26 protein-coding genes, 5 tRNA genes and 1 other annotated feature are annotated in these 26601 nt (G+C 51.1%); of the genes, 24 read left to right on the top strand and 7 right to left on the bottom strand.

The window, feature by feature from the left end; translation table 11 throughout:
- The first annotated feature begins 80 nt into the window (after nucleotides 1-80).
- From pncC to luxS, 14 genes are all read left to right on the top strand, one after another.
- Nucleotides 81-575 (top strand): nicotinamide-nucleotide amidase, encoded by a 495-nt coding sequence (gene pncC / locus WFL93_RS23145; protein ID WP_336779127.1) that lies wholly within the window; start codon nucleotides 81-83, stop codon nucleotides 573-575.
- A gap of 92 nt (nucleotides 576-667) precedes the next feature.
- On the top strand, nucleotides 668-1738 hold the full coding sequence (gene recA / locus WFL93_RS23150) for a recombinase RecA (protein ID WP_007893274.1): 1071 nt from the start codon (nucleotides 668-670) through the stop codon (nucleotides 1736-1738).
- 175 nt (nucleotides 1739-1913) lie between these two features.
- Nucleotides 1914-2369, top strand: a complete 456-nt coding sequence (locus WFL93_RS23155) for a regulatory protein RecX (protein ID WP_007893275.1) — start codon at nucleotides 1914-1916, stop codon at nucleotides 2367-2369.
- Nucleotides 2370-2504: 135 nt separating this feature from the next.
- A complete protein-coding gene (alaS, locus tag WFL93_RS23160) occupies nucleotides 2505-5132 on the top strand; it encodes an alanine--tRNA ligase (RefSeq protein ID WP_336779128.1) in 2628 nt (875 codons plus the stop codon).
- A 249-nt stretch (nucleotides 5133-5381) separates the two neighbouring features.
- Nucleotides 5382-5567 (top strand): carbon storage regulator CsrA, encoded by a 186-nt coding sequence (csrA, locus tag WFL93_RS23165; protein WP_004155916.1) that lies wholly within the window; start codon nucleotides 5382-5384, stop codon nucleotides 5565-5567.
- Nucleotides 5568-5873: 306 nt separating this feature from the next.
- Nucleotides 5874-5966, top strand: a tRNA-Ser gene (locus WFL93_RS23170).
- Nucleotides 5967-5974: 8 nt separating this feature from the next.
- Nucleotides 5975-6051 (top strand) — tRNA-Arg (locus WFL93_RS23175).
- Nucleotides 6052-6136: 85 nt separating this feature from the next.
- Nucleotides 6137-6213, top strand: a tRNA-Arg gene (locus WFL93_RS23180).
- 55 nt (nucleotides 6214-6268) lie between these two features.
- A tRNA-Arg gene (locus WFL93_RS23185) sits at nucleotides 6269-6345 on the top strand.
- 44 nt (nucleotides 6346-6389) lie between these two features.
- Nucleotides 6390-6466, top strand: a tRNA-Arg gene (locus WFL93_RS23190).
- 376 nt (nucleotides 6467-6842) lie between these two features.
- On the top strand, nucleotides 6843-7409 hold the full coding sequence (gene yqaB, locus WFL93_RS23195) for a fructose-1-phosphate/6-phosphogluconate phosphatase (RefSeq protein WP_336779129.1): 567 nt from the start codon (nucleotides 6843-6845) through the stop codon (nucleotides 7407-7409).
- Nucleotides 7406-7834, top strand: a complete 429-nt coding sequence (locus tag WFL93_RS23200) for a YqaA family protein (protein WP_007893302.1) — start codon at nucleotides 7406-7408, stop codon at nucleotides 7832-7834. Before yqaB ends, WFL93_RS23200 begins: the two co-directional genes overlap by 4 nt.
- A gap of 31 nt (nucleotides 7835-7865) precedes the next feature.
- Nucleotides 7866-9473, top strand: a complete 1608-nt coding sequence (gshA, locus tag WFL93_RS23205; RefSeq protein ID WP_336779130.1) for a glutamate--cysteine ligase — start codon at nucleotides 7866-7868, stop codon at nucleotides 9471-9473.
- Nucleotides 9474-9623: 150 nt separating this feature from the next.
- Complete coding sequence (gene luxS, locus WFL93_RS23210; protein ID WP_007893307.1) at nucleotides 9624-10139, top strand: S-ribosylhomocysteine lyase; 516 nt, start codon at nucleotides 9624-9626, stop codon at nucleotides 10137-10139.
- Nucleotides 10140-10203: 64 nt separating this feature from the next.
- Here luxS and WFL93_RS23215 read toward each other — a convergent pair whose 3' ends face one another.
- Together WFL93_RS23215 and WFL93_RS23220 are read right to left on the bottom strand one after the other, a co-directional pair.
- Nucleotides 10204-11490: an HlyC/CorC family transporter gene (locus WFL93_RS23215; protein ID WP_336779134.1), complete on the bottom strand. Its 1287-nt coding sequence runs from the start codon at nucleotides 11488-11490 to the stop codon at nucleotides 10204-10206.
- 10 nt (nucleotides 11491-11500) lie between these two features.
- Complete coding sequence (locus WFL93_RS23220) at nucleotides 11501-12295, bottom strand: cytochrome C assembly family protein (RefSeq protein WP_007893311.1); 795 nt, start codon at nucleotides 12293-12295, stop codon at nucleotides 11501-11503.
- A gap of 167 nt (nucleotides 12296-12462) precedes the next feature.
- Between WFL93_RS23220 and ffh the strand changes: the two genes are divergently transcribed.
- From ffh to rplS, 5 genes are all read left to right on the top strand, one after another.
- On the top strand, nucleotides 12463-13824 hold the full coding sequence (gene ffh / locus WFL93_RS23225) for a signal recognition particle protein (RefSeq protein WP_007893312.1): 1362 nt from the start codon (nucleotides 12463-12465) through the stop codon (nucleotides 13822-13824).
- Nucleotides 13825-13966: 142 nt separating this feature from the next.
- The gene (gene rpsP / locus WFL93_RS23230) at nucleotides 13967-14215 is read left to right on the top strand and encodes a 30S ribosomal protein S16 (RefSeq protein ID WP_007893313.1); all 249 of its coding nucleotides are present in this window, start codon (nucleotides 13967-13969) and stop codon (nucleotides 14213-14215) included.
- 18 nt (nucleotides 14216-14233) lie between these two features.
- Complete coding sequence (gene rimM / locus WFL93_RS23235) at nucleotides 14234-14782, top strand: ribosome maturation factor RimM (protein WP_007893314.1); 549 nt, start codon at nucleotides 14234-14236, stop codon at nucleotides 14780-14782.
- 35 nt (nucleotides 14783-14817) lie between these two features.
- Nucleotides 14818-15582 (top strand): tRNA (guanosine(37)-N1)-methyltransferase TrmD, encoded by a 765-nt coding sequence (gene trmD, locus WFL93_RS23240; RefSeq protein ID WP_049852675.1) that lies wholly within the window; start codon nucleotides 14818-14820, stop codon nucleotides 15580-15582.
- A gap of 42 nt (nucleotides 15583-15624) precedes the next feature.
- Nucleotides 15625-15975 (top strand): 50S ribosomal protein L19, encoded by a 351-nt coding sequence (gene rplS, locus WFL93_RS23245; RefSeq protein WP_007893316.1) that lies wholly within the window; start codon nucleotides 15625-15627, stop codon nucleotides 15973-15975.
- Nucleotides 15976-16031: 56 nt separating this feature from the next.
- Here the strand turns inward: rplS and WFL93_RS23250 are convergent, their stop codons facing one another.
- Nucleotides 16032-16553, bottom strand: coding sequence for a GNAT family N-acetyltransferase (locus tag WFL93_RS23250; RefSeq protein ID WP_336779131.1), 522 nt, complete (start codon nucleotides 16551-16553; stop codon nucleotides 16032-16034).
- A 288-nt stretch (nucleotides 16554-16841) separates the two neighbouring features.
- Here WFL93_RS23250 and WFL93_RS23255 point away from each other — a divergent pair, with 288 nt between their 5' ends.
- Complete coding sequence (locus WFL93_RS23255) at nucleotides 16842-17921, top strand: 3-deoxy-7-phosphoheptulonate synthase (RefSeq protein ID WP_007893319.1); 1080 nt, start codon at nucleotides 16842-16844, stop codon at nucleotides 17919-17921.
- 6 nt (nucleotides 17922-17927) lie between these two features.
- Nucleotides 17928-19049 carry a bifunctional chorismate mutase/prephenate dehydrogenase gene (gene tyrA / locus WFL93_RS23260; RefSeq protein WP_007893321.1) on the top strand — a complete coding sequence of 374 codons (1122 nt, stop codon included), beginning with the start codon at nucleotides 17928-17930 and terminating at the stop codon, nucleotides 19047-19049.
- Between the two features lie 33 nt (nucleotides 19050-19082).
- Here tyrA and pheA read toward each other — a convergent pair whose 3' ends face one another.
- From pheA to bamD, 4 genes are all read right to left on the bottom strand, one after another.
- The gene (pheA, locus tag WFL93_RS23265) at nucleotides 19083-20246 is read right to left on the bottom strand and encodes a bifunctional chorismate mutase/prephenate dehydratase (protein WP_007893323.1); all 1164 of its coding nucleotides are present in this window, start codon (nucleotides 20244-20246) and stop codon (nucleotides 19083-19085) included.
- 22 nt (nucleotides 20247-20268) lie between these two features.
- Nucleotides 20269-20393: a sequence feature (Phe leader region), on the bottom strand.
- Complete coding sequence (gene pheL, locus WFL93_RS23270) at nucleotides 20345-20392, bottom strand: pheA operon leader peptide PheL (protein ID WP_100703679.1); 48 nt, start codon at nucleotides 20390-20392, stop codon at nucleotides 20345-20347. It overlaps the preceding feature by 48 nt.
- 96 nt (nucleotides 20394-20489) lie before the next feature.
- The gene (gene raiA / locus WFL93_RS23275; RefSeq protein WP_007893325.1) at nucleotides 20490-20816 is read right to left on the bottom strand and encodes a ribosome-associated translation inhibitor RaiA; all 327 of its coding nucleotides are present in this window, start codon (nucleotides 20814-20816) and stop codon (nucleotides 20490-20492) included.
- 277 nt (nucleotides 20817-21093) lie between these two features.
- Nucleotides 21094-21834: an outer membrane protein assembly factor BamD gene (gene bamD, locus WFL93_RS23280; protein WP_007893327.1), complete on the bottom strand. Its 741-nt coding sequence runs from the start codon at nucleotides 21832-21834 to the stop codon at nucleotides 21094-21096.
- A gap of 130 nt (nucleotides 21835-21964) precedes the next feature.
- Here bamD and rluD point away from each other — a divergent pair, with 130 nt between their 5' ends.
- The 3 genes from rluD to clpB all read left to right on the top strand — a co-directional run bounded on the left by rluD (nucleotide 21965) and on the right by clpB (nucleotide 26370).
- Nucleotides 21965-22945, top strand: a complete 981-nt coding sequence (rluD, locus tag WFL93_RS23285) for a 23S rRNA pseudouridine(1911/1915/1917) synthase RluD (protein WP_049852678.1) — start codon at nucleotides 21965-21967, stop codon at nucleotides 22943-22945.
- Nucleotides 22942-23670 carry a purine nucleoside phosphorylase YfiH gene (gene yfiH, locus WFL93_RS23290; RefSeq protein ID WP_336779132.1) on the top strand — a complete coding sequence of 243 codons (729 nt, stop codon included), beginning with the start codon at nucleotides 22942-22944 and terminating at the stop codon, nucleotides 23668-23670. Before rluD ends, yfiH begins: the two co-directional genes overlap by 4 nt.
- Nucleotides 23671-23796: 126 nt before the next feature.
- Nucleotides 23797-26370, top strand: coding sequence for an ATP-dependent chaperone ClpB (gene clpB, locus WFL93_RS23295; protein ID WP_336779133.1), 2574 nt, complete (start codon nucleotides 23797-23799; stop codon nucleotides 26368-26370).
- Nucleotides 26371-26601: the final 231 nt, after the last annotated feature.

Here is a 26601-nt window from a genome sequence, read left to right on the forward strand (position 1 = left end):
GAATGGGTCGCTGAAGGTTGAAAAGGGCTTTTCAGCGCACCATTTACTGCTAACGTGAGGCGCCATAACGGGAGAAGGCGATGAACGATGAACAATTGCAGCAGTTGAGTTACCGCATTGGCGAACAGCTAAAAATTCGTCAGGCAACAATCACCGCAGCGGAATCCTGCACCGGTGGCTGGATTGCGAAGGTACTTACCGATATCAGCGGTAGCTCCGCCTGGTTTGAGCGCGGTTTCGTGACATACAGTAATCAAGCCAAACAGCAAATGGTCGGTGTGCAGAGTAGCACGCTGGAGCAGCATGGTGCGGTGAGCGAACCAACCGTACGTGAGATGGCAGTCGGTGCGGGGAAAGCGGCCGCGGCAGAATATGCCATTGCCGTGAGCGGTATTGCGGGGCCGGATGGCGGCACGCCAGATAAACCGGTTGGCACCGTGTGGTTTGCTATCGCGGGCCCTGAGGGCCGCGTATTAGCGCAGCGCAAGGTTTTTGCCGGCGACCGTGATGCGGTACGCCGACAGTCTGTGGCCTGGGCGCTACAAACGCTGCTTGATGAATTTCTAACAAATTAAACTTGATACTGTATGACCATACAGTATAATTAGCAGCAACAGAACGAGCGACATATTTGGTGTCGGCTCACCCAGCATGATTAGGAGTGGAAATGGCGATCGACGAGAATAAACAGAAGGCTTTAGCTGCCGCACTGGGCCAGATTGAGAAGCAATTTGGTAAAGGCTCCATCATGCGCTTGGGTGAAGACCGCTCAATGGATGTCGAAACCATCTCTACCGGCTCACTGTCACTGGATATCGCGCTCGGCGCGGGTGGCTTGCCGATGGGACGTATCGTTGAGATTTACGGACCGGAATCTTCAGGTAAAACCACCCTGACTCTGCAGGTTATTGCTTCAGCACAGCGCAAAGGTAAAACCTGTGCCTTTATCGATGCTGAGCACGCATTGGATCCGGTATACGCGAAAAAACTGGGCGTTGATATTGATAACCTGCTGTGCTCACAGCCGGATACCGGCGAACAAGCGCTTGAGATCTGTGATGCCTTGGCGCGTTCGGGCGCAGTTGACGTTATCATCGTTGACTCCGTGGCGGCTCTGACGCCGAAAGCGGAAATTGAGGGTGAGATCGGTGATTCGCATATGGGGCTGGCCGCGCGTATGATGAGCCAGGCAATGCGTAAGCTCGCAGGTAACCTGAAGCAGTCCAATACGCTGCTGATCTTCATCAACCAGATTCGTATGAAGATTGGCGTGATGTTCGGTAACCCGGAAACCACGACCGGTGGTAACGCGCTGAAATTTTACGCTTCTGTTCGTCTGGACATCCGCCGTATCGGTGCGATCAAAGAGGGCGACGAAGTAGTAGGTAGCGAAACTCGCGTGAAGGTAGTGAAGAACAAAATTGCTGCACCGTTTAAGCAGGCTGAATTCCAGATCATGTACGGCGAAGGCATTAACACCTTTGGCGAGCTGGTGGACCTTGGCGTGAAGCACAAGCTGGTTGAGAAAGCCGGTGCCTGGTACAGCTACAACGGTGAGAAGATTGGTCAGGGTAAAGCTAACTCAACCAACTTCCTTAAAGAGAATCCAGCGATTGCGAATGAGATCGACAAAAAGCTGCGTGACTTGCTGTTGAGCGGTGATGCAGTAGCAGCAGACACCGCGAAAATCTCGGCTGAAGATCGCGAAGAAGCCAGCGAAACTAACGAAGATTTCTAAAATATTAACGGGAGCAGAGATGCTCCCGTTTTGCTTTTACCCGCCAGCGCTTTTCCTCCTCGCCTTCTTGCTTTACCCTGCGACCCTGCACGACTGTTAGAACAAGGTTGATCATATGTCATCGTCACCATCTGTGGCACCCGTGCCAACATATTCTCGTTTGCTGGACCGCGCCATGCGTATCCTTACGCAGCGCGATCACAGTCGCGAAGAGCTGAAACGTAAATTGCAGCTCTCTGCACAGCGTGCAGCCTATTTGCAGCAGCAGGAAAACACGCCCATTCCCGATGAGCTGCTGGAAAAAGTGCTCGACTGGTGTCAGGAGAGCGGTTGGCTCAACGATGAACGCTTTACCGAACGCTTTATTCAGAGCCGTGCCCGGAAGGGATATGGCCCACAGCGCGTGCGTATGGAGTTGCAACAAAAAGGCATTGGCCGCGATGAGATAAATCAGGCGCTGTTCGATACCGACGTTAACTGGAGCTTATGCGCCGCCGATCTTGCCAAACGCAAATTTGGCGAGCCCTTACCGCAAACCTGGGCCGAGAAAAGTAAGGTACAGCGTTTTTTAATGTCGAAAGGCTTTATGATGGAAGATATTCAGGCTGTTTTCAGAAATAGTGACGACTGAAAGGCGATGTGATTTTACTTCCCACTGAAGAAAATTTATCTTATTCCCACTTTTTGTTCCTCAGTCAGCGGCAGGCCGGATGGATGTGGTTTGCCAGCGAAAGGGAACGTTCGTTAGCGTGATTCCGGGAATTTTATGAGCAAGAGCACTGCTGAGATCCGTCAAGCGTTTCTCGACTTTTTTCATAGCAAGGGACATCAGGTTGTAGCCAGCAGCTCCCTCGTACCGAACAACGATCCGACATTGCTGTTTACCAATGCCGGAATGGTCCAGTTTAAAGACGTATTCCTTGGTCAGGATAAGCGCGACTATGCGCGCGCAACCACGTCTCAACGCTGTGTGCGTGCCGGCGGCAAGCATAATGACCTCGAAAACGTGGGCTACACGGCACGTCACCACACCTTCTTTGAAATGTTGGGCAACTTCAGCTTTGGTGATTACTTCAAGAAAGAAGCGATCGCTTATGCATGGGAACTGCTGACGGGTGAGCAGTGGTTTAAGCTGCCAAAAGAGCGTTTGTGGGTGACCGTCTATGAAACTGACGATGAAGCCTTCGAAATTTGGGCCAACGATATTGGTGTGCCGCGTGAGCGCATTATCCGTATTGGTGACAACAAAGGCAGCGCTTTCGCATCAGATAACTTCTGGCAGATGGGCGATACCGGTCCTTGCGGCCCTTGCACCGAGATTTTCTTCGATCACGGCGATCATATCTGGGGTGGCCCTCCGGGCAGCCCGGAAGAGGATGGCGACCGTTACATTGAGATCTGGAACATCGTCTTCATGCAATTCAACCGTCAGGCTGACGGTACTATGCAGCCGCTGCCCAAACCCTCCGTGGATACCGGTATGGGCCTCGAGCGTATTGCAGCCGTATTGCAGCACGTAAACTCCAACTACGAAATCGATTTGTTTGCCAAATTGATTCAATCCGTTGCTCAGGTAACCGGTGCGACCGATCTGAATAATAAATCGTTGCGCGTTATCGCTGACCATATTCGCTCTTGCGCCTTCCTGATTGCAGATGGTGTGATTCCTTCGAATGAAAACCGTGGCTATGTATTGCGTCGCATCATTCGTCGTGCAGTGCGTCACGGCAACATGCTGGGTGCGAAAGAGGCATTCTTCTATAAGCTGGTTGCGCCACTGATTGATGTGATGGGTGCTGCAGGTGAAGATCTGAAGCGTCAGCAGAAGCATGTTGAAAACGCGCTGAAAAACGAAGAAGAGCAGTTTGCTAAAACTCTGGAGCGTGGACTTGCGCTACTGGATGAAGAGCTGGCAAAGCTGCAGGGCGATACGCTTGATGGCGAAACAGTCTTCCGTCTGTACGATACCTTCGGTTTCCCGGCGGATCTGACGGCTGACGTGTGCCGTGAGCGCAATTTAAAGATTGATGAAGCGGGCTTTGAAGCCGCGATGGAACAGCAGCGTCAACGCGCGCGTGAAGCCAGTGGTTTTGGCGCCGACTATAACAATGTCATTCGCATTGATGCCGCAACCGACTTTAAAGGCTACGACCATCTGGAACTGAACGCGGTTGTGCAGGCGCTATTTGTAGACGGTCAGCAGGTTGAGCAGATTAGCGCAGGTCAGGACGCGGTTGTGGTTCTTGACGAAACGCCGTTCTATGGTGAGTCAGGTGGACAGGTTGGCGATACCGGTGTGCTGGCTGGGCAGAATGCTGAATTTAGCGTTCAGGATACTCAGAAGTATGGTAAAGCGATTGGTCATATCGGTAAGCTGAGCAGCGGCCAGTTACGCGTTGGCGATCGTTTGCATGCGCAGGTGGATGAAACTCGTCGTGCGCGTATCCGTTTAAACCACTCAGCCACGCACCTGCTGCATGCCGCACTGCGTCAGGTGTTGGGTGATCACGTAGGACAGAAAGGCTCGCTGGTTAACGATAAATATCTGCGTTTCGACTTCTCTCATTTTGAAGCCATGAAACCGCAGGAAATCCGTCAGGTTGAGGATATTGTTAACGCGCAGATTCGCCGTAACCTTGCCGTTGAGACCGAAATCATGGATCTCGATGATGCAAAAGAAAAGGGCGCAATGGCGCTGTTTGGCGAGAAATATGATCAGCGTGTTCGCGTGTTGACCATGGGTGACTTCTCCACCGAGCTGTGTGGTGGTATCCATGCAGTACGTACCGGAGATATCGGCCTGTTCCGTATTCAGTCTGAGTCTGGTACGGCAGCAGGTGTTCGTCGTATTGAAGCCGTAACCGGTGAAGGTGCGTTGGCGCAAGTTAACGCACAGAGCCAGCAGCTGCTGGATGTAGCGCAATTGGTGAAAGCCAACAGCAGTAATCTTAATGAGAAGGTGCGCGGTCTGGTTGATCACGTTCGTGCACTGGAAAAAGAGTTGCAACAACTTCGCGATCAGCAAGCTGCGCAGGAGAGTGCATCCCTGAGCAGCAAAGCCGTTGAAGTGAAAGGCACCAAGTTACTGGTGAGTGAGCTGAGCAACGTTGAGCCAAAAATGTTGCGTACCATGGTTGATGACCTGAAGAACCAACTCGGTTCTGCCATCATTGTGCTGGCAACCATTGAGGCAGGAAAAGTTTCACTGATTGCTGGCGTGACCAAAGATCTCACTGACCGCGTAAAAGCCGGTGAACTGATTGGCGAACTCGCCTCTCAGGTTGGCGGTAAAGGCGGTGGTCGTCCAGACATGGCTCAGGCCGGCGGTACAAATCCGCAGGCGCTGGCTGGCGCGCTGGAAGGCGTGCAGGAATGGGTCAGTAACCGACTGTAACGTATAAAACTTCGCATTGTGATAAGCGCCAGAAGCCCGTTTTCTGGCGCTTTTTTAACGCGGTGCACACCAGGTAATGACAAAGTCCGGTTGATGTAGTGTATTTCGGCTAAACTAACTATCAGCAGAATGTATTGGCATGGCGAAGCACAATGGTGTATTTGTCATAGGCATTGTTCAGCGTTATATGATGGATACGGCCGGGAGAACAAAGAAGCCCGACTCTTTTAATCTTTCAAGGAGCAAAGAATGCTTATTCTAACTCGTCGAGTTGGTGAAACCCTCATGATTGGCGATGAGGTGACTGTAACGGTGCTGGGTGTTAAAGGTAACCAGGTCCGCATTGGTGTTAACGCGCCTAAAGAAGTTTCGGTACATCGCGAAGAGATCTATCAGCGTATTCAAGCCGAAAAAACTCAGCAAACGAGTTACTAACGGATTCAGCGCCTCGCTCTCCAGCGAGGCGCTACCGGTTTTTCTCCTCCTGTAACGCCCATCTCCTGTTTTTCTTTCTCATTTCCTCAATTCCTTTAACGCCTATTTGTGTTCTCTGGCAGGCTTTCTTTGTTGATTAATCACTCTTTTTGTCGCTAAAGCAGCCGAATTGAGCGTCATTTGTGCAATCAAACAAAAGGCTGGAAATAAATGTTTGACTTATAAGTCCGGGAAAGTAATATGTGCGCCACGCAGTGCCGATGAGCAGAAACAAAGTTCAGAAGCACGGTTCGGAAGAACGCGTAAGGTGAGGTGGCCGAGAGGCTGAAGGCGCTCCCCTGCTAAGGGAGTATGCGGTCAAAAGCTGCATCCGGGGTTCGAATCCCCGCCTCACCGCCATTTCCGATGCATCCATAGCTCAGCTGGATAGAGTACTCGGCTACGAACCGAGCGGTCGGAGGTTCGAATCCTCCTGGATGCACCATTCGGAAAGTTGAAGTAAGAGTGAACGAGCAGTTCCTTTCATGGTGAGTTGTTAGCACCCTGCGTTGTACAAGAATTAACTCGATGCATCCATAGCTCAGCTGGATAGAGTACTCGGCTACGAACCGAGCGGTCGGAGGTTCGAATCCTCCTGGATGCACCATTCTTCGTATCATCCTCAGGTTGTTTCAGTTAGTCCATCGTAAGAAAACCTCATTGCATCCATAGCTCAGCTGGATAGAGTACTCGGCTACGAACCGAGCGGTCGGAGGTTCGAATCCTCCTGGATGCACCATTCCTCTTCAAACTTCTCAAAATTTACCTCAGCAGTAACTCGATGCATCCATAGCTCAGCTGGATAGAGTACTCGGCTACGAACCGAGCGGTCGGAGGTTCGAATCCTCCTGGATGCACCATATTCTTAAATATGGAAAATGCCTCAGTGTGTCATGTCGTGAAAAACGTACAGGCCGCACTAAGGAGGATAACGTTGCCTTAGCAACAGCCCGCAGGGCGAGGCGAAAGCCGAGTAATCCTCCTGGATGCACCATCTCTTCTTCGATATCTCTCAGTTTTTGACACTTAGTTTCTGAATCCTCCAACGACAATCTCTACATCCACTAAAAAACGTTGTAATTACCGCCGTTTATCACCGGTATTACGCTATGACCTTTTTCCTAAAACGAAAAATGCTAATGCTTTCAAAGCATTTGCGGTTAAGCGCGCCTGGCGACAACCTGAGCGCATTACGCTAAAGTAATGGCTCATTTTGTGGTACTCGACGGAGTGACAATGTACGACCAATATGATGCCCTGATTTTCGATATGGACGGCACAATTCTCGATACTGAGCCGACACATCGAAAAGCCTGGCAGCAGGTGCTTAGCCGCTACGGTTTCACCATGGATGAAGAAAAAATGGTGGGCTTCAACGGCGCACCCACCTGGCAGCTGGCGCAGTTTATTCTTGAGCAAAACAATGCCACGCATGATCCGCATCTGTTGGCAGCAGAAAAAACCGCGGCTCTAAAGGTGATGCTGCTGGATGACGTACGTCCGCTGCCGCTAATGGACGTCGTCAAAGCATATCATGGTCGCCGTCCGATGGCGGTGGGCACCGGCAGTGAACATAGCCTGGCGAAAGCACTGCTCGAAGAGTTGGGCGTTTACCACCTGTTTGATGCGGTTGTCGGGGCTGATGACGTACAGCGTCATAAACCGCAACCGGATACCTTTTTACGCTGCGCTGAAATGATGGGGATTGCGCCCGAGCGCTGTGTGGTGTTTGAGGATGCTGAATTTGGCGTACAAGCGGCAAAAGCAGCAGGCATGGACGTGGTTGATGTCCGTTTACTGTGAATGAATTTCTGACCTATGGTTCGTTATTCGGCAGTAGCTTCCTGAGTGCAACCCTGTTACCGGGGAGCTCGGAGGCGGTGCTGATTGCACTGCTGATCGCCCAAAAGGGTTCGGTTTATGGATTGTTATTGGCTGCATCAGTGGGAAACACGCTGGGTGGCCTGACCAACATTCTTCTTGGTCGCCTGATGCCGCTGAAAAGGCAAGGGCGATGGCACGACACAGCAATGACGTGGTTACATCGATTGGGACCTGCAGCACTGATCTTTAGCTGGCTGCCGGTAGTGGGCGACTTACTCTGCGTGCTCGCGGGTTGGTTGCGCTTTGCCTGGCTGCCCTCGGTGCTGTTCCTCGCCATAGGTAAAACGCTGCGTTATATCGTTATCGCGACCGCCACATTACAAACATTGCAATGGTGGCATTGATTCGCACAGATTCGAGGCTACGGTTAACATTATGCTGAACAAAAATAAATTATTCACACAGCGGGAGGTTAATGTGATCCCGGACGTATCTAAGGCACTTTCCTGGCTGGAAGCGCATCCTGACGCGTTAAAGGGTATCGGCCGTGGTATTGAGCGCGAATCATTACGCGTTAAACCCGATGGTCACCTGGCAACCACAGGGCACCCCGAGTCTTTGGGTTCAGCACTCAAGCATGATTGGATTACTACCGATTTTGCCGAAACGCTGATGGAGTTCATCACGCCTGTTGATCAGAGCATCGATCGTTCACTGGCGTTCCTGCGTGACATTCACCGCCATGTCGCGCGAGAGTTGGGCGAAGAGCGTTTGTGGCCCTTTAGCATGCCTGGCTATATCGATGACGTTGATAGTATTGAGCTAGCGCAGTACGGCAGCTCCAATATCGGTAAAATGAAAACCCTGTATCGTCAGGGCCTCAAAAATCGTTATAGCGCGCTGATGCAGATTATTTCAGGCGTGCATTACAATTTCTCGCTGCCTTTGTCATTTTGGCAAGAGTGGGCAGATGTGAAAGATTTGGAAAGCGGCAAAGAGACCATATCCGCCGGCTATCTGCGTTTGATTCGAAATTATTATCGCTTTGGCTGGGTAATTCCTTATCTGTTCGGAGCATCACCTGCTATCTGTTCCTCATTCCTGCAAGGGCGCGAAGAGAGCAAGTTGCCGTTTGAAACTGACGGTAAAGGCACGCTGTGGCTGCCGCACGCCACGTCGTTGCGCCTGAGCGATCTTGGTTACACCAATAAATCGCAGAGTGGATTAGGGATTACCTTTAACTCGCTGGAAGGCTACGTTGCGGCGCTTAAAGCGGCAATCAAAACGCCGTCGGAAGAGTATGCGGCAATGGGCACTAAAGATACCGATGGCAATTGGCTACAGCTGAATACCAACGTTCTGCAGATTGAAAATGAGCTGTATGCGCCCATTCGTCCTAAGCGTGTTACGCGTTCAGGCGAAGCGCCATCCGATGCGCTGCTGCGCGGTGGTATCGAATACATTGAAGTGCGCTCACTGGATATCAACCCGTTCTCGGCGATTGGTGTTGATGCCGATCAGGCTCGCTTCCTCGACCTGTTCCTGATTTGGTGTACGCTGGCTGATGCGCCTGAAATGAGCGCCGATGAGCTGTTGTGTACGCGTAAAAACTGGAACCGTGTGGTGATGGAAGGACGTAAGCCGGGGCAGGTTATTGCGGTGGGTTGTAGCGAAACTGAGCATACGTTGGTTGAAGTGGGTAAAGCGCTGTTTGCCGATCTGCGTCGCGTGGCCGAGGTGCTCGACAGTAATCACGGCAATACGCAATATCAACAGGTTTGCGATCAACTGGTGGCATCCTTTGACGATCCTGAGCTAACCTATTCGGCGCGCATCCTTCATGCCATTAAAGAAAATGGTTTGACCGGCGCAGGCGTGGCATTAGCGGAGCAATATCGTCATCTGCTGTGCGAGGAGTCGTTAGAGATTCTGACTGAAGATGATTTTAGTCGTCAGGCGCGTGAGTCGCTGCAAGCGCAAGAGCAGCTGGAACAGAGCGATACGCTGGATTTCGAAAGCTACCTTGCAGGTCGCGAAGGTTAGAAAAGAAAATGGCCACATCAATGTGGCCAAAATAAACATCTCTGTTGTCAGGGATGATGATAACAAATGCGCGTCTTTCATATATTCAGACGTTGGGCGAACAGAAAAGTTTCATTGTTTTAAAAAAAATCTCAAAACAGGAGGTGACGTATGCCACTACTGGATAGTTTTACTGTTGATCACACCATCATGGGCGCGCCTGCAGTGCGCGTAGCAAAAACCATGAAGACTCCGCATGGCGATACCATCACCGTCTTCGACCTGCGTTTCTGCCGTCCGAATATTGAAATTCTGACTGAGCGTGGCATTCATACGCTGGAGCACCTGTTTGCCGGCTTCATGCGCAATCACCTGAATGGTGATGGCGTAGAAATCGTCGACATCTCGCCGATGGGTTGCCGTACCGGCTTCTATATGAGCTTGATTGGCACGCCTGACGAGCAGCGCGTGGCGAAAGCCTGGAAAGGCGCGATGGAAGATGTGCTGAAAGTGAAAGAGCAGGGCCAGATTCCAGAGCTGAACGAGTATCAGTGCGGTAGCTACAAGCTGCACTCACTGGATGAAGCGCAGCAGATCGCGCGTAATGTGCTGGCTCACGACATTGGCGTGAACCGCAACGAAGATCTGAAGCTCCCTGCTGAAAAGCTGAAAGAGCTGCATATCTAGTTAGTTGTTGCTTAGGCACCATAAAAAAACGCCGCGATCATCGCGGCGTTTTTGTTTACAGGCTTCAGGAGCCGATAGAAGATTTCAGCGCGTGATGCGGCGTGATACGCACCTGCTTCACCATATTATCCTGCACATCGAGAATATCGATATCATAGGCGCCGAGCGTTATGCGGGTATCGACCAGCGGAATTTCCTCCAGAGCTTCAAGCAGCATGCCGTTAATGGTGCGCGCATCCTCTTCCGGCAGCGTCCAGTTAAAGGCTTTATTGATTTCACGCACGTTGGCGCTGCCTTCAATCAGTACCGAACCATCATTCTGCGGCATGACTTCTTCTGCCAGCGACGGTGACATTGAGGTGGTGAAATCACCCACAATCTCTTCCAGAATATCTTCAATGGTCACTAACCCTTTGATATCGCCATACTCATCGACCACCAAACCGACTTTCTTTTTATTACGCTGAAATTTTACCAGCTGTACGTTTAGCGGCGTACCTTCAGGCACATAGTAAATTTCATCGGCAGCACGCAACAGACGATCTTTGTTGAACTCTTTCTTCTCGGTCATCATGCGCCAGGCTTCGCGTACGCGCAGCATACCGACGCAATCATCCAATGAATCACGGAACAGAACGATGCGTCCATGTGGAGAATGGCTGAGCTGGCGCTCGATGGATTTCCAGTCGTCATTGACGTTGATGCCGACGATCTCATTGCGCGGCACCATGATGTCATCCACGCTAACTTTTTCCAGATCGAGCACTGACAGCAGCATGTCCTGATTACGGCGTGACATCAGTGAGCGTGATTCATGAACGATGGTGCGTAGCTCTTCTTTGCTTAATGCTGAGCTGATAGAACCATCGGTTTTAATGCCCACCATGCGCATCAAAATTCTTGTGATGGTATTCAGCAGCCACACCAGCGGCAGCATCACATATTGCAGCGGAGCCAATAACACGCTGCTGGGATACGCTACCTTTTCGGGATAGAGCGCAGCGACCGTTTTGGGCAATACTTCGGCAAAGACCAGCACCACAAATGTCAGAATACCGGTGGCAATCGCGACGCCGGCATCGCCATACAGGCGCATGCCAACAATGGTGCCGAGTGCGGAGGCGAGAATATTAACGAGGTTATTGCCGATTAAAACCAGGCTGATCAAGCGATCCGGCCGACGCAGAAGTTTTTCCACCCGACGCGCACCGCGATTACCGCTTTTGGCTTTATGGCGCAGTTTGTAACGATTGAGCGTCATCATGCCGGTCTCTGAACCGGAGAAATAAGCAGAGACCAGCACCATGATGACCAGCGTAATGATCAGCGTGGTGGTTGAAACGTGTTCCAACACAAAATCCTTAGTGAGATGTGAGCAGGTGCTGAAGTACGCGACTGCCGAAGTAGGCCATGGTTAGCAGCAGCGCACCGCCACAGTTGAACCACACGACGCGGCGTCCGCGCCAGCCTTCGTGATAGTGCCCCCAGAGCAAAACAATGTAGACAAACCAGGCAATGATGGAGAGAACCGCTTTATCTACATTCTCCGCGCTAAACAGGTTATGCATGAAGAACAGTCCGGTGCACAGCACCAGCGTCAGTAGCACGACACCAATTTGCGTGATGTGAAACATTTTGCGCTCAATGCTCAGCAGCGGTGGCATATCCTGAGTGAAAGCCAGCTTCTTGTTTTTCAACTGGTAATCAATCCACGCCAGTTGTAACGCATAGAGCGCGGCAATAATCAGCGTGGCATAGGCAAACAGCGACAGACCAATGTGAACCATCATGCCCGGCGTGGTTTCAAGATGCGTAATAAAGGCATTCGGCACAAAAGTGGCGAAGGCCAGGTTAATCAATGCGAAGCCGTACACAATGGGCAGCAGCAGCCAGCCACGATTACGTGAGGCAACAATCGTCATGATGGCGCAGATCAGCAGGCTAACTAGCGAACCGATATTGAGCAGACTGAGATTTTGCCCGTTATCCACGGCAAAAATGCGCTGCTGCAGGGCAACGGCGTGCGCAATCAGCGCCACGCAGGCAGAAAGCACGGCAAAACGGCGCCAGCCACCGTTGCGTTTAAGCAGGCTGGGAATGATGAGTGCAAGACTGAGGGAGTAGGCGAACAGCGCCACGATCGCGAAAACGAACATAGATCCTTTCAGGTATCGGTCAGATAAGGAAAAAAGCAGTATAGCGCCAGCAGCAGCAGGCTCCAAACGATCTGAAGGTCAATTGCAGAGATCGCTCCGTCTTCGTGTTATAATCCGCCGCATTGTGTCGCCTGGGGCGGCCTCGCTACGGTTCTAAGTGAGAGAGCATGTTTGATAATTTAACCGATCGTTTGTCGCAAACCCTGCGCAATATCAGTGGCCGCGGAAGGCTGACCGAAGACAACATTAAAGACACGCTGCGCGAAGTGCGCATGGCGCTGCTGGAAGCTGACGTTGCGCTGCCGGTAGTGCGTGATTTTATTAATCGCGTGAAAGAAGCTGCAGTTGGCCACGATGTGAACAAAAGCCTGACGCCAGGTCAGGAGTTCATCAAAATCGTTCGCAATGAACTGGTTGCAGCGATGGGGGCTGAAAATAATGCGCTCAATCTGAATGCGCAACCACCGGCCGTGGTGTTGATGGCGGGTTTGCAAGGTGCCGGTAAAACCACCAGCGTCGCGAAGCTGGGTAAGTTTTTACGCGAAAAGCACAAAAAGAAAGTTTTGGTTGTTTCTGCTGACGTCTATCGCCCTGCGGCGATCAAGCAGCTGGAAACCCTGGCACAGCAGGTTGGCGTCGATTTCTGCCCGTCCGATCTGAGCCAAAAGCCGGTCGATATTGTTCAGAACGCGCTGAAAGAAGCCAAAGTGAAATTCTACGATGTGCTGCTGGTGGATACCGCCGGTCGTTTACACGTCGATGAAGCGATGATGGACGAAATCAAACAGGTGCACGCCGCGATTAATCCGGTGGAAACCCTGTTTGTGGTCGACGCCATGACCGGTCAGGATGCCGCGAATACGGCAAAAGCCTTCAATGAAGCGCTGCCGCTGACCGGTGTAATACTGACGAAAGTCGACGGTGATGCGCGCGGTGGTGCGGCGCTGTCGATTCGTCACATTACCGGCAAGCCGATTAAATTCATGGGGATGGGCGAGAAGACCGAAGCGCTGGAAGCTTTCTATCCAGAACGTATCGCCTCGCGCATTCTCGGCATGGGCGATGTTCTGTCGCTGATCGAAGATATCGAGAGCAAAGTTGACCGCGATCAGGCTGAGAAGCTGGCGAAAAAACTGAAAACCGGCGACGGTTTTGACCTCAATGATTTTCTTGAGCAGTTGAAGCAGATGCGCAACATGGGCGGTATGGCGAGCCTGATGGGCAAACTGCCGGGCATGGGTCAACTGCCTGATAACGTGAAGTCGCAGATGGATGACAAAGTGCTGGTTCGCATGGAAGCCATCATCAATTCGATGACGCGTAAAGAGCGTGAGAAGCCAGAAATTATCAAGGGTTCGCGCAAACGTCGTATTGCGCTGGGCTCGGGCATGCAGGTGCAAGACGTCAATCGACTGCTGAAACAGTTCGATGATATGCAGCGCATGATGAAGAAAATGAAGAAAGGTGGCATGGCCAAAATGATGCGTGGCATGAAAGGCATGATGCCACCTGGATTCCCTGGTCGCTAATGCGGCCGTCAAAAAGCCGGAAATTTGGCACGCTTAGGTTGCTTTTTGCGCCAAAATGAGTAAAATTTTCGGGCTTTTTATATCGCGCTCGGGCCCCGTTCCTCGATGGGGCCCGAGCGCTTTATTAACTAATGAGGATGTTATGGTAACAATTCGTTTGGCACGTCACGGCGCTAAAAAGCGTCCGTTCTATCAGGTCGTCGTTACTGACAGCCGCAATGCTCGTAACGGTCGTTTCATCGAGCGCGTAGGTTTCTTCAACCCGATCGCTTCTGGTCAGGCTGAAGGTCTGCGTCTGGATCTGGACCGTATTGAGCACTGGGTTGGCCAGGGCGCAACGCTTTCTGATCGCGTTAACGCGCTGATCAAAGAAGCAAAAAAAGCAGCTTAATCTGTCACGGTGGTGAGCATGAGCATTAAACCTGCCGGGCAGCCTCCCGTTAACCCGATCGTATTGGGAAAAATGGGCGCGGCTTACGGCATTCGAGGTTGGCTCAAAGTGTTTTCCTCCACTGAAGACGCTGAAAGCATCTTCGACTACCAACCCTGGTTTATCCAGCGCGCCGGTAAATGGCAGCAGGTCGAACTCGAGGGCTGGAAGCACCACAATCAGGACCTGATCATCAAAGTTAAAGGCATTGACGATCGGGACGCTGCAACGCAGTTGACCAATTGCGAAATTACGGTTGACTCCACGCAGCTGCCAGCGCTGGAAGCAGGTGATTACTACTGGAAAGACCTTATGGGTATGAAAGTCGTTAACCTCGAAGGCTACGAGATGGGCAAAGTCATTGATTTGATGGAAACCGGATCGAACGACGTTCTCGTCGTTAAGGCAAACCTGAAGGATGCATTCGGTGCGCAAGAGCGGTTAATTCCGTTTCTTGATGAACAGGTTATCAAGAAAGTCGATCTCTCTACTGGCCTTATTGAAGTAGATTGGGATCCTGGTTTTTGATCTCCGGACAATCCGGTAACGTAACGGCGAACGCGATGTGGATTGGTGTTATTAGCCTGTTTCCAGAGATGTTTCGCGCTATTACCGAGTACGGGGTAACTGGCCGGGCAGTAAAAAATGGCCTGCTCAACATTCAAAGCTGGAGTCCTCGTGACTTCACGCATGACCGGCACCGTACCGTGGACGACCGTCCTTACGGCGGCGGACCGGGAATGTTGATGATGGTGCAACCCTTACGGGACGCCATCTCCGCAGCGAAAGCGGCGGCGGGAGAAGGCGCTAAGGTGATTTATCTTTCACCTCAGGGTCGCAAACTGGACCAACAGGGCGTTTGCGAACTGGCGACGAATCAGAAGTTGATTCTGGTTTGTGGTCGCTACGAAGGGATAGATGAGCGCGTAATTCACACTGAGATTGACGAAGAATGGTCAATCGGTGATTACGTTCTCAGTGGCGGTGAGCTACCAGCCATGACGTTGATTGACTCAGTCGCCAGGTTTATTCCCGGCGTATTGGGGAAACAGGCGTCAGCCGATGAGGATTCGTTCTCGGACGGTTTGCTGGATTGCCCGCACTACACCCGACCTGAAGTGTTAGAAGGGATGGAGGTTCCGCCAGTTCTACTGTCGGGCAACCATGCCGATATTCGCCGCTGGCGTCTGAAACAGTCGTTAGGCCGTACCTGGCTAAGAAGACCTGAACTTCTGGAAAACCTGGCTCTGACTGAAGAGCAAGCACGGTTGCTAAATGAGTTCCAGCGTGAACATCAGCAGCAACAAAACGATGAGGCGGGAGAGTAATCTTCCCTCACTATCAGTTTACCCAGGATAAGAGATTTAATTATGAGCAACATTATCAAGCAACTTGAACAAGAGCAGATGAAGCAGGACGTACCTTCATTCCGTCCGGGTGATTCCGTGGAAGTGAAAGTATGGGTCGTAGAAGGTTCTAAGAAGCGTCTGCAGGCATTCGAGGGCGTGGTTATCGCTATTCGTAACCGCGGTCTGCATTCTGCATTCACTGTTCGTAAGATTTCTAACGGCGAAGGTGTTGAGCGTGTATTCCAGACTCACTCACCAGTAATTGACAGCATTGCTGTTAAACGTCGTGGTGCTGTGCGTAAAGCCAAACTGTACTACCTGCGTGAGCGTACCGGTAAGTCTGCTCGTATCAAAGAGCGTCTTGGCGCGTAAGCGACTTCTCAAAGTTAATAGCAAACAAGGGGTTGGCCATTTGGTCAGCCCCTTTTTTATGGTCGTTTTAAATGATAAATCGCCGTATTGACCGCGCCATTGGCTAATACGATCAATCCGTAGCGATAATCGACAAACGAAAAGCCGCTACGCAATGCCACTGCACGACTCGCGTGGTTCTCTTCTGCAGCCAGAATCTCAAGCTGATTAATATGTGGATGCTGAAAGCCAAACTCGACTAACTGCGCTACCGCGCGGGTTGCTACGCTTTGCCGCTGAGCATCACTTCGTACCCAATATCCTAATGCGCTAAATTCGCCCGGATGCCTGGCGAAGCGTATACCGGCGCCACCCAATAACCGATCCTTGCCATCGACAATGGCGAACTCTTCAGCCTCACCCTTGGTTCGCTGGATGTGCGTGAAATTGATCCAACTAACCGCTTCCTCTAAAAGATAATCATCATGCGCCCACGCCAACCAGGGCTTAAGAGTGCTCAAGGATTCATTAACGGCCTCAGTAAAAGCATCGATATCTTGCAGGGTAAAGGGACGTAATTTCACAATGGGAATAGGCATCGTACGGCTCCTGAAAAATGTCAGAATAACAAAATGTTAGCTACACGTTGAATAATAAATACAGTTGGTAAAAAGGTTTGTGTAACCATTGGTTTACACTGCTGCGTTGCGCGCGCATTTATATGTTGCTGATATATATAATCATTTATGTTGAATCATGATTATGTATTTTTGGTGGTAACAAAACTGTACATATATGGATTGCATGATGTACAGAGTGTGATAAAGTGAGCGCCATCCTCAGTGAGGATCCCAAACCGCATAAACGAGTAAAAAAGGATCGCAATCATGCAAAAAGACGCGCTGAACAATGTGCATATCGCCGACGAACAGATTTTAATCACTCCGCAAGAGCTGAAAGCAAAATTCCCGCTCACTGCGGCGCAGGAAGCGCAAATTGCGTCTTCTCGCCAAACCATTGCTGACATTATTGCGGGCCGCGATCCGCGCCTGTTGGTGGTTTGTGGTCCTTGTTCGATTCACGATACCGAAGCTGCACTTGCCTATGCCCGTCAGTTGCAATCTCTCTCTGCACAGTTGAAGGATCAGCTGTACATCGTTATGCGCGTTTATTTTGAAAAACCTCGTACCACCGTCGGCTGGAAGGGGTTAATCAACGATCCTTATATGAATAACTCGTTTGATATGGAAGCCGGGCTGCACATTGCGCGTCAGCTGCTGGTCAACCTGGTGGAAATGGGTTTACCGTTGGCGACTGAAGCGCTGGATCCAAACAGCCCGCAATATCTTGGCGATCTGTTCAGCTGGTCGGCTATCGGTGCGCGTACCACCGAATCACAAACCCACCGAGAGATGGCATCGGGCCTTTCTATGCCAGTTGGTTTTAAGAATGGCACGGATGGCAGCCTCGGCACCGCTATTAACGCGATGCGCGCCGCCGCGATGCCGCACCGTTTTGTCGGTATCAATCAAGCCGGGCAGGTTTGTCTGTTGCAAACGCAGGGTAATCCTGACGGACACGTGATTCTGCGCGGCGGAAAAGCGCCAAACTATGGCCCAGAAGATGTCGCTCAGTGTGAAAAAGAGATGCTGAAAGCGGGACTGCGTCCGGCCTTAATGATAGATTGCAGCCATGGTAATTCTAACAAAGACTATCGCCGCCAGCCTGGCGTAGCCGAATCGGCTATCGCGCAGATTAAAGATGGCAACCGTTCCATCATTGGCCTGATGCTGGAAAGCAATATTCATGAAGGTAACCAGTCCTCCGAGCAGCCACGCAGTGACATGAAATACGGTGTGTCCGTCACTGATGCCTGCATTAACTGGGAAACCACTGAAACCTTGCTGCGTGAAATCCATCAGGATCTGCAGGGAGTGCTGTCGGCGCGTCTGTCACACGAGGTGTAATGAGTCATGGTGGCTGAACTGACCGCGCTACGCGATCAAATTGATGAAGTAGATAAAGCCCTGCTTGGCTTACTGGCAAAAAGACTAGAGCTGGTTGCCGAAGTAGGGGAAGTCAAAAGCCGCTACGGTTTGCCAATCTATGTTCCTGAGCGTGAGGCTAGCATGTTGGCTTCACGCCGTCAGGAAGCTGAGGCACTCGGCGTATCGCCGGATTTGATTGAAGATGTGCTGCGTCGTTTAATGCGCGAATCCTACGCGCATGAGAATGATAAAGGCTTCAAAACACTCTGCCCAACATTGCGTCCAGTGGTGATCGTCGGTGGTCGTGGCCAGATGGGACGTCTGTTCGAAAAGATGCTTACGCTGTCTGGTTATCAGGTGCGCATTCTGGACAAAGGCGATTGGGATCGATCAGACGCGTTGCTGCGAGATGCAGGCATGGTGATCATCAGTGTGCCGATCCATCTCACAGAACAAATTATCGGTGAATTACCGAAGTTGCCAGAAGACTGCATTCTGGTCGATTTGGCCTCGGTGAAAAATCGGCCGTTGCAGGCCATGCTTGCCGCGCACACTGGGCCGGTACTTGGCCTGCATCCGATGTTTGGTCCGGATAGCGGCAGCCTGGCGAAGCAGGTTGTGGTTTGGTGTGATGGTCGTCAGCCGGAGGCGTATCAGTGGTTTCTTGAGCAGATTCAGGTCTGGGGCGCGCGTTTACACCGCATCAGTGCGGTGGAGCATGATCAGAATATGGCGTTTATCCAGGCGTTGCGTCACTTTGCGACCTTCGCTTATGGCCTGCATCTGGCCGAAGAGAATGTCAATCTGGATCAGCTATTAGCGCTGTCTTCGCCCATCTATCGCCTCGAATTGGCAATGGTTGGACGTCTGTTTGCACAGGATCCGCAGCTTTATGCTGACATTATTATGTCGTCTGAGAGCAATCTGGCACTGATTAAACGTTACTATCAGCGCTTTGGCGATGCCATCAAACTGTTGGAGCAAGGCGATAAACAAGCTTTCATCGACAGCTTCCAGCGTGTCGAGCATTGGTTTGGTGATTACGCTAAGCGTTTCCTGGTTGAAAGTAGAAGCATGCTGCGATCGGCTAACGACAGCCGTCAGTAAAACAGAAGGCATCCAGATGGATGCCTTTTTTACTTAGAGACGTGGTTCTACTGGCACCACATTCTCGCCCGGATAACAGCCGAGTACTTTTAATGAACGGGTTAAGCCGCTTAACTCAGCCAACGCTAACTGCATACTTTCAGATTGCAGATTGCCCTGCACATCAATGTAAAACATCTCTTCCCATGGATTACCGTTGATTGGACGGTTCTCAAGTTTACTCATAATCAGACCATGATTGCGTAGCACCATCAGTGCTTCAACCAGTGCACCGGCTTGTTGGCCAGTCGCCATAATCAGCGTAGTTTTCGCCGGTACCTGATTGGATACTTCAATCGCTTTACGAGCCAGCACGATGAAACGCGTATGGTTCTGCTGTTGATTGGCCAGATTACGCTCTAAAACCTGCAATCCATACAGTTCACCGCCCGCTTCACTGCCTAATGCGGCAACCTTCGGTGAATTCAACGCTGCAACCTTTTCCATCGCAGCAGCAGTACTTTCGGTGTATTCAATTTTCCACTGCGGGAAGCGATTAATAAATTGGCTGCATTGCTGGAACGGCTGTGGATGGCTGTAAACCGTTTCTATCTGCTGCAGATCGGTGGTGCCATTTACCAATACACAGTGCTCAATGGGAATGGTCAGTTCGCCAACAATTGATAAAGTGGTTTGCTGGAGCAGATCGTAAACGTCGTTGATAGAGCCAGAGCTGGTATTTTCGATGGGCATCACCGCGTAATCTGCCTGACCACTTTCCACCTGATGAATGATGTCATGAAACTTCAGGCAGCCGATCTCCACCATGGAGTCAAAGTGACGTGTGGCATATTTACGCGCTGCAAGATGCGAGTAAGAACCTTTCGGGCCCAGGAATGCAATACGCGGAGCGTGCGCATGTGGATGATTAAGGTTTTTCTGCAGTAAAGCCTGTTGGGTAAGAACGGAATCTTCAATTACCAGTTGGAATAAACGGGTAATGTAGTGCGCATCAAGCTGATGTTTTTTTCCCAGAGAAATCAGGTTTTCCAGTAAAGCACGTTCACGTTCAACGTCGCGGATAGGGCGATGTGTGGCAAGTTTGGCTTGTGCGACTTCAACGGCCAGGGTGCGACGCTCCGACAATAGCGCTAATAGTTTTTCATCAACTGCGCTGATTTTGTCGCGTAACGCCAGTAGTGGATTTTCGGGATTCATAGGGCTCACCTGTAAAATGTCCAATAAAAAAGCCTCCCATTTGGGAGGCTTTGTTGTTCGTCTTCGCATTCATTTTCACATGACGAATCGCCTCCCAATCAGGGGAAGGTAAAAAAGAATGCGAAGAAGAACGGTAGATGTTTCATGGTTGTTTCCATAGATGAGGTGGTTTGAGAGTAACCGCAGTGATTTAAAGCTGTCAATAAAAAACGCGCCCGAAGGCGCGTTACTGAAGATGTATTTTTATTCCGTTGGCATGAAATCTTTCACACTGCTGTTGGCGCGACGGGCTTCGGGTTTATGTTGCGCTTTATTGAGTTGTCGCTCCAGCTTGGCAATCAAGTCATTGATGGCCGTATACATATCATCATGTTTCGCGCTGGCAACCAGCGTTCCGTTAGGCGTATTAATAGTGGCATCTGCCACAAACTCCTTCGGCTCTTTCGATAACACAATGTGAGGGTTTATCAGATGTGTTTGCCATTTTTCCAGCTTGGCGAGACGCTCTTCAACGTGATTACGGATGGCCTCGGTGATTTCCATTTGTTTGCTGGTAATGTTCAGAATCATAGTTAAACCTCTCTGTCATTTCCGTCTGGGTAGGACCAGCATACCGCGGATATTAAGAAAATGTGTGATCTAGATCACATTGAAATGTCACATTTTGTCAATGCCGCTTAATTGTGAGAAAGGCCGGGAAAGTGGCGGGTAACGCTTGAAGATGAGCGAAGAAGGGCGCATTATTGAATGGATAACATTAGCGATAAATCTATAAAATTATTGAGTTAACCAAAAAATGGCATAAAAAAAGCAGCCGCGCGGGCTGCTTTTTTTGTGGGTGTAATAATCAGGATTGATTATTAGCCGCAATGATTTTCGCCACTTTATCGGCTTCAGTCGTTAACTGAAGCTGACGGTAAGCATTTTCCATCAACGGCAACGCTTCATGAGTTGCCTCGGTGTCCGGATAATCCTTCATCATCGTTTCCACACGATTAACTACAGCGACATACGCACCGCGCTTGGTATAGAATTGCGCCACCGAGAGTTCATACTTCGCCAGACGTTCTTTCAGGAACGCCAAACGTTTCTGCGCATCCGCAGCATATTGGCTGTTTGGATAACCGCGCAGTAGCTGCGAGAAGTCACGGAAAGCATCACGAGCGTGCGTCGGATCGCGATCGGAACGATCGATACCGAAGAAGCCCTGCAATGCTGAATCATCCAGCGCCATATCCGTGAGACCTTTCATATAGATGACATAGTCGATGTTCGGATGGGTTGGATTCAGACGCATAAAGCGTGAAATAGCGGCTTGCGCCAGTGGCAGATCGGCATTTTTGTAATACGCGTAGATCAAATCCAGCTGTACTTGCTGCGAGTAAGGACCAAACGGATAGCGGTTATCCAGTGCTTCCAGTTGCTTAATCGCCGCTTTAAAGTTACCGTCCTGCAGCTTTTGCTGAGCCGTGGCGTAAATTTCAGACGGCGGGCTGTCCGGGACGGGATCCGATGAGCCGGAACAGCCCACAAGCGCCAGGCTCAGGCTCAGTGTGGCAGCAGCCACCAGATGTTTCATACGCGTCATGACGAAATGATTATCCTCAAAGTGTTATAGCAGAAGCTGTCCGTATAGCTCCCAATTATGGCCAGGTACGATAGCACATTATATTAAACGGCATCGCCGTGAAAACCCAACGTTAACGAAGAAGCTGTATATGGCACAACAAGTTCAACTCACCGCAACGGTGTCCGAAGCACAACTTGGACAACGCTTAGATCAGACTTTGGCAGAATTGTTCCCTGATTATTCACGTTCTCGTATAAAAGAGTGGATTCTCGAGCGTCGAGTCAGCGTAAACGGCACCATCATCGATAAACCAAAAGAGAAAGTTTTTGGCGGTGAGCATGTCGCGATCGATGCTGAGATCGAAGAAGAGCAACGCTGGGAAGCGCAAAATATCCCCTTAAACATCGTTTATGAAGATGACGATATTCTGGTGATCAACAAGCCGCGTGGTCTGGTGGTACATCCTGGCGCCGGTAATCCTGACGGCACGGTGCTTAACGCACTGCTTTATCATTATCCACCGATCGCTGACGTACCTCGTGCAGGTATTGTTCATCGTCTGGATAAAGATACCACCGGTTTGATGGTGGTTGCGAAAACCGTGCCTGCACAAACTCACCTGGTTGAAACGCTGCAGCTGCGTGAAATTACGCGTGAATATGAAGCGGTAGCCATCGGTACCATGACAGCGGGCGGTACGGTGGATCAGCCAATGGCGCGCCACTCCACTAAACGTACGCACATGGCAGTACATCCAATGGGTAAACCGGCAACCACGCACTATCGCATTATGGAACACTTCCGTGCCCATACGCGTTTACGTTTGCGCCTGGAAACCGGCCGTACGCATCAGATTCGTGTGCATATGGCGCATATCAACCATCCGCTGGTGGGTGATCCGTTGTACGGTGGCCGTCCACGCCCACCAAAAGGTGCCTCTGAAGCCTTCATCAATACGCTGCGTGGTTTTGACCGTCAGGCGCTGCACGCCACGATGTTACGTCTTTATCATCCGATTACCGGTATCGAGATGGAATGGCATGCGCCATTGCCGCAGGATATGGTGGATTTGATTGATGCCCTGAAAGCCGATACCCATGAGTTCCGCGATCAGATGGATTGGCTATGAGTGAATGGATCATCCCGGACTGGCCTGCGCCGCAGCGTGTTCGGGCATGTTCCACCACACGTTTTGGCGGTTTAAGCCATGCACCATGGGATTCGCTGAATCTTGGTGGACACGTTGGCGACCTTGCAGAGCATGTTGCGCTTAATCGGCAACGTTTAGTTGAGCAGCTGGCGTTACCGGCGATGCCGCAGTGGCTAAATCAAATCCATGGTCAGGTCGTCGCGCGTTTACCTTCAACGGAGACGCTACCTCCTGCGGATGCTGCAATTACGCGTGAAAAGGGGGTGGTTTGCGCAGTGATGACGGCGGATTGCTTGCCGGTGCTGTTTTGCAGCAGAGATGGCAGTGAAGTAGCAGCGGCACATGCTGGCTGGCGCGGACTCTGTAATGGCGTGCTGGAACAGACCTTATCGCAGTTTCATTGTCCGGCGAATGACATCCATGCCTGGCTTGGCCCGGCAATTGGTCCGCAGGCATTTGAAGTTGGGCCAGAGGTCAGATCGGCATTTATGGCTCACGCCGAACAAGCTGAAGAGGCTTTTCGCCCGGTAGGTAGCAAATATTTTGCCGATATTTGGATGCTGGCACGCCAGCGTCTGCAGGCCGCCGGCGTGCACTCCATAAGTGGTTCAACGCGTTGTACCTTCCATGAACGTGATGATTTTTTCTCCTTCCGGCGCGACGGCATCACCGGGCGTATGGCAACTTTGATTTGGCTGAGATAACCTTACGCCACAAGACGGTCCAGTTAGCGTATTTTTTGCTCACAACTCAGGTCATTAACCTTGAAAAATTTGAGGGATGACCTCATTTAATCTCCAGTAGCATTTTGACCTGTAATGGGAGGAATTATGCGTCTGGATCGTCTTACTAACAAATTTCAACTGGCTCTTGCCGATGCACAGTCCCTTGCTCTGGGACATGACAATCAATTCATTGAACCCCTTCATATGATGAGCGCGTTGCTCAATCAGGAAGGCGGATCGGTGCGTCCGTTGCTAAGCGCAGCGGGTGCCGATGTAGCTGGTCTGCGTACCAGTATCGAACAAGCAATTAATCGACTGCCGCAGGTAGAAGGCACCGATGGTGACGTCCAGCCATCCGCCGATCTTATTCGGGTGCTTAATCTGTGCGACAAGCTGGCGCAAAAGCGCGGCGATAACTTTATATCATCCGAATTATTTGTTTTGGCGGCCCTCGATTCACGTGGCTCACTGGCTGATTTATTGAAGTCAGTTGGCGCGACATCGGAAAAACTCTCTCAGGCCATCGACCAATTACGGGGAGGAGATAACGTGAACGATCAAGGTGCTGAAGATCAGCGTCAGGCATTGAAGAAATACACTATTGACCTTACAGAGCGTGCCGAGCTAGGCAAGCTTGATCCGGTCATTGGTCGTGACGAAGAGATCCGTCGCACCATTCAGGTGTTGCAGCGTCGTACCAAAAACAACCCGGTGTTGATTGGTGAGCCCGGCGTAGGTAAAACCGCCATCGCTGAAGGCTTAGCACAGCGCATCATTAATGGTGAAGTTCCGGAAGGGCTGAAGGGGCGTCGCGTACTGGCTTTAGATATGGGCTCGCTGGTGGCGGGTGCCAAATATCGCGGTGAATTCGAAGAGCGTCTTAAAGGCGTGCTTAGCGACCTGGCGAAACAGGAAGGTAACGTCATCCTGTTTATCGACGAGTTGCACACGATGGTTGGCGCCGGTAAAGCGGACGGCGCAATGGATGCGGGTAACATGCTGAAGCCGGCGTTGGCGCGCGGTGAACTGCACTGCGTTGGTGCTACCACGCTGAATGAGTATCGTCAGTTCATTGAGAAAGATGCCGCGCTGGAACGTCGTTTCCAGAAGGTATTCGTGGCTGAGCCGAGCGTGGAAGATACCATCGCAATTCTGCGCGGTCTTAAGGAACGTTATGAACTGCATCACCACGTGCAGATCACCGATCCCGCGATTGTGGCTGCGGCAACGCTGTCACATCGTTATATTTCCGATCGTCAGCTGCCGGATAAAGCGATTGACCTGATCGACGAAGCGGCATCTAGCATTCGTCTGCAAATGGATTCTAAGCCGGAGTCGCTTGATCGTCTGGAGCGTCGCATCATCCAGTTAAAACTGGAGCAGCAGGCGCTGAAGAAGGAGTCGGATGACGCCAGCCTGAAGCGCCTGGAAATGCTGGAAAGCGAACTCGATCAGAAAGAGCGTGAATATGCTGAACTGGAAGAGGAGTGGAAAGCGGAAAAAGCCTCCTTAACCGGCACGCAGAACATTAAAGCAGAGCTGGAGCAAGCACGCCTGACGATGGAGCAAGCGCGTCGTGTTGGCGACCTTGGTCAGATGTCTGAGCTGCAGTACGGTAAAATTCCAGAGCTGGAAAAACAGTTAGCCATCGCTACGCAGTCTGAAGGTAAAACCATGAAGCTGTTACGCAACCGCGTGACGGATGTGGAGATTGCCGATGTGCTGGCACGTTGGACCGGTATTCCTGTCGCGCGCATGATGGAAGGTGAACGTGAGAAGTTGCTGCGCATGGAGCAAGAGCTGCACGCTCGAGTGATCGGTCAGAACGAAGCGGTGGAAGCGGTATCGAATGCAATCCGTCGTAGTCGTGCAGGTTTATCGGATCCAAACCGTCCGATTGGTTCCTTCTTGTTCCTTGGACCAACCGGCGTGGGTAAAACCGAACTGTGTAAGGCGCTGGCTAACTTCCTGTTCGACAGTGACGATGCGATGGTACGCATTGATATGTCCGAGTTTATGGAAAAACACTCGGTGTCGCGTCTGGTGGGTGCTCCTCCAGGATATGTTGGTTACGAAGAGGGCGGTTATCTGACGGAGGCGGTACGTCGTCGTCCTTATTCAGTTATTTTACTGGATGAGGTTGAGAAGGCGCACCCTGATGTGTTCAACATCTTGTTGCAAGTACTGGACGATGGCCGCTTAACTGACGGACAGGGCCGTACGGTCGATTTCCGTAATACCGTAGTCATCATGACTTCAAACCTCGGTTCCGATCTCATTCAGGAACGTTTTGGTTCTCTGGATTATCCGGAAATGAAAGAGGTGGTAATGACGGTTGTTGGACAGCATTTCCGTCCTGAATTTATCAACCGTATAGATGACATGGTAGTTTTCCACCCGCTGGGCGAAAAGCACATTGCATCTATTGCGCAGATTCAGCTGCAGCGTTTGTATCATCGTCTCGAGGAGCGCGGTTATCAACTGCATATCTCTGAGGCGGCGCTCAAGCTGCTTGGCGAAAATGGTTATGACCCGGTTTATGGTGCGCGTCCGTTGAAGCGTGCAATCCAGCAACAGATTGAAAACCCGCTGGCGCAGCAGATTCTCTCTGGTGCTTTGGTTCCGGGTAAAACTATTGAAATGGATGTTAAAGACGATGTGATTGTTGCTCACCAATAATCCATTGTGATTAAAACGGGCCTTCGGGCCCGTTTTTTTTGGCCTTATCGCAAGAAATAGCTGGTTTTTACAACGTATCGCCTGGAAAGTGAGCGGTCGTGCAAAAACTTTGAATTTGCACTTGTCACCTCCGAATAACTCCCTATAATGCGCCACCACTGAGACGGCAAAGCGGCAACGCAGGCGGCTCAGCAGGGAGTGAAGAAATTCATCCCGCCGGATGAAAATGCT

Origin of the sequence: Pantoea sp. USHLN256, assembly GCF_037149875.1 — a bacterium.
Lineage (GTDB): Bacteria > Pseudomonadota > Gammaproteobacteria > Enterobacterales > Enterobacteriaceae > Pantoea > Pantoea nemavictus.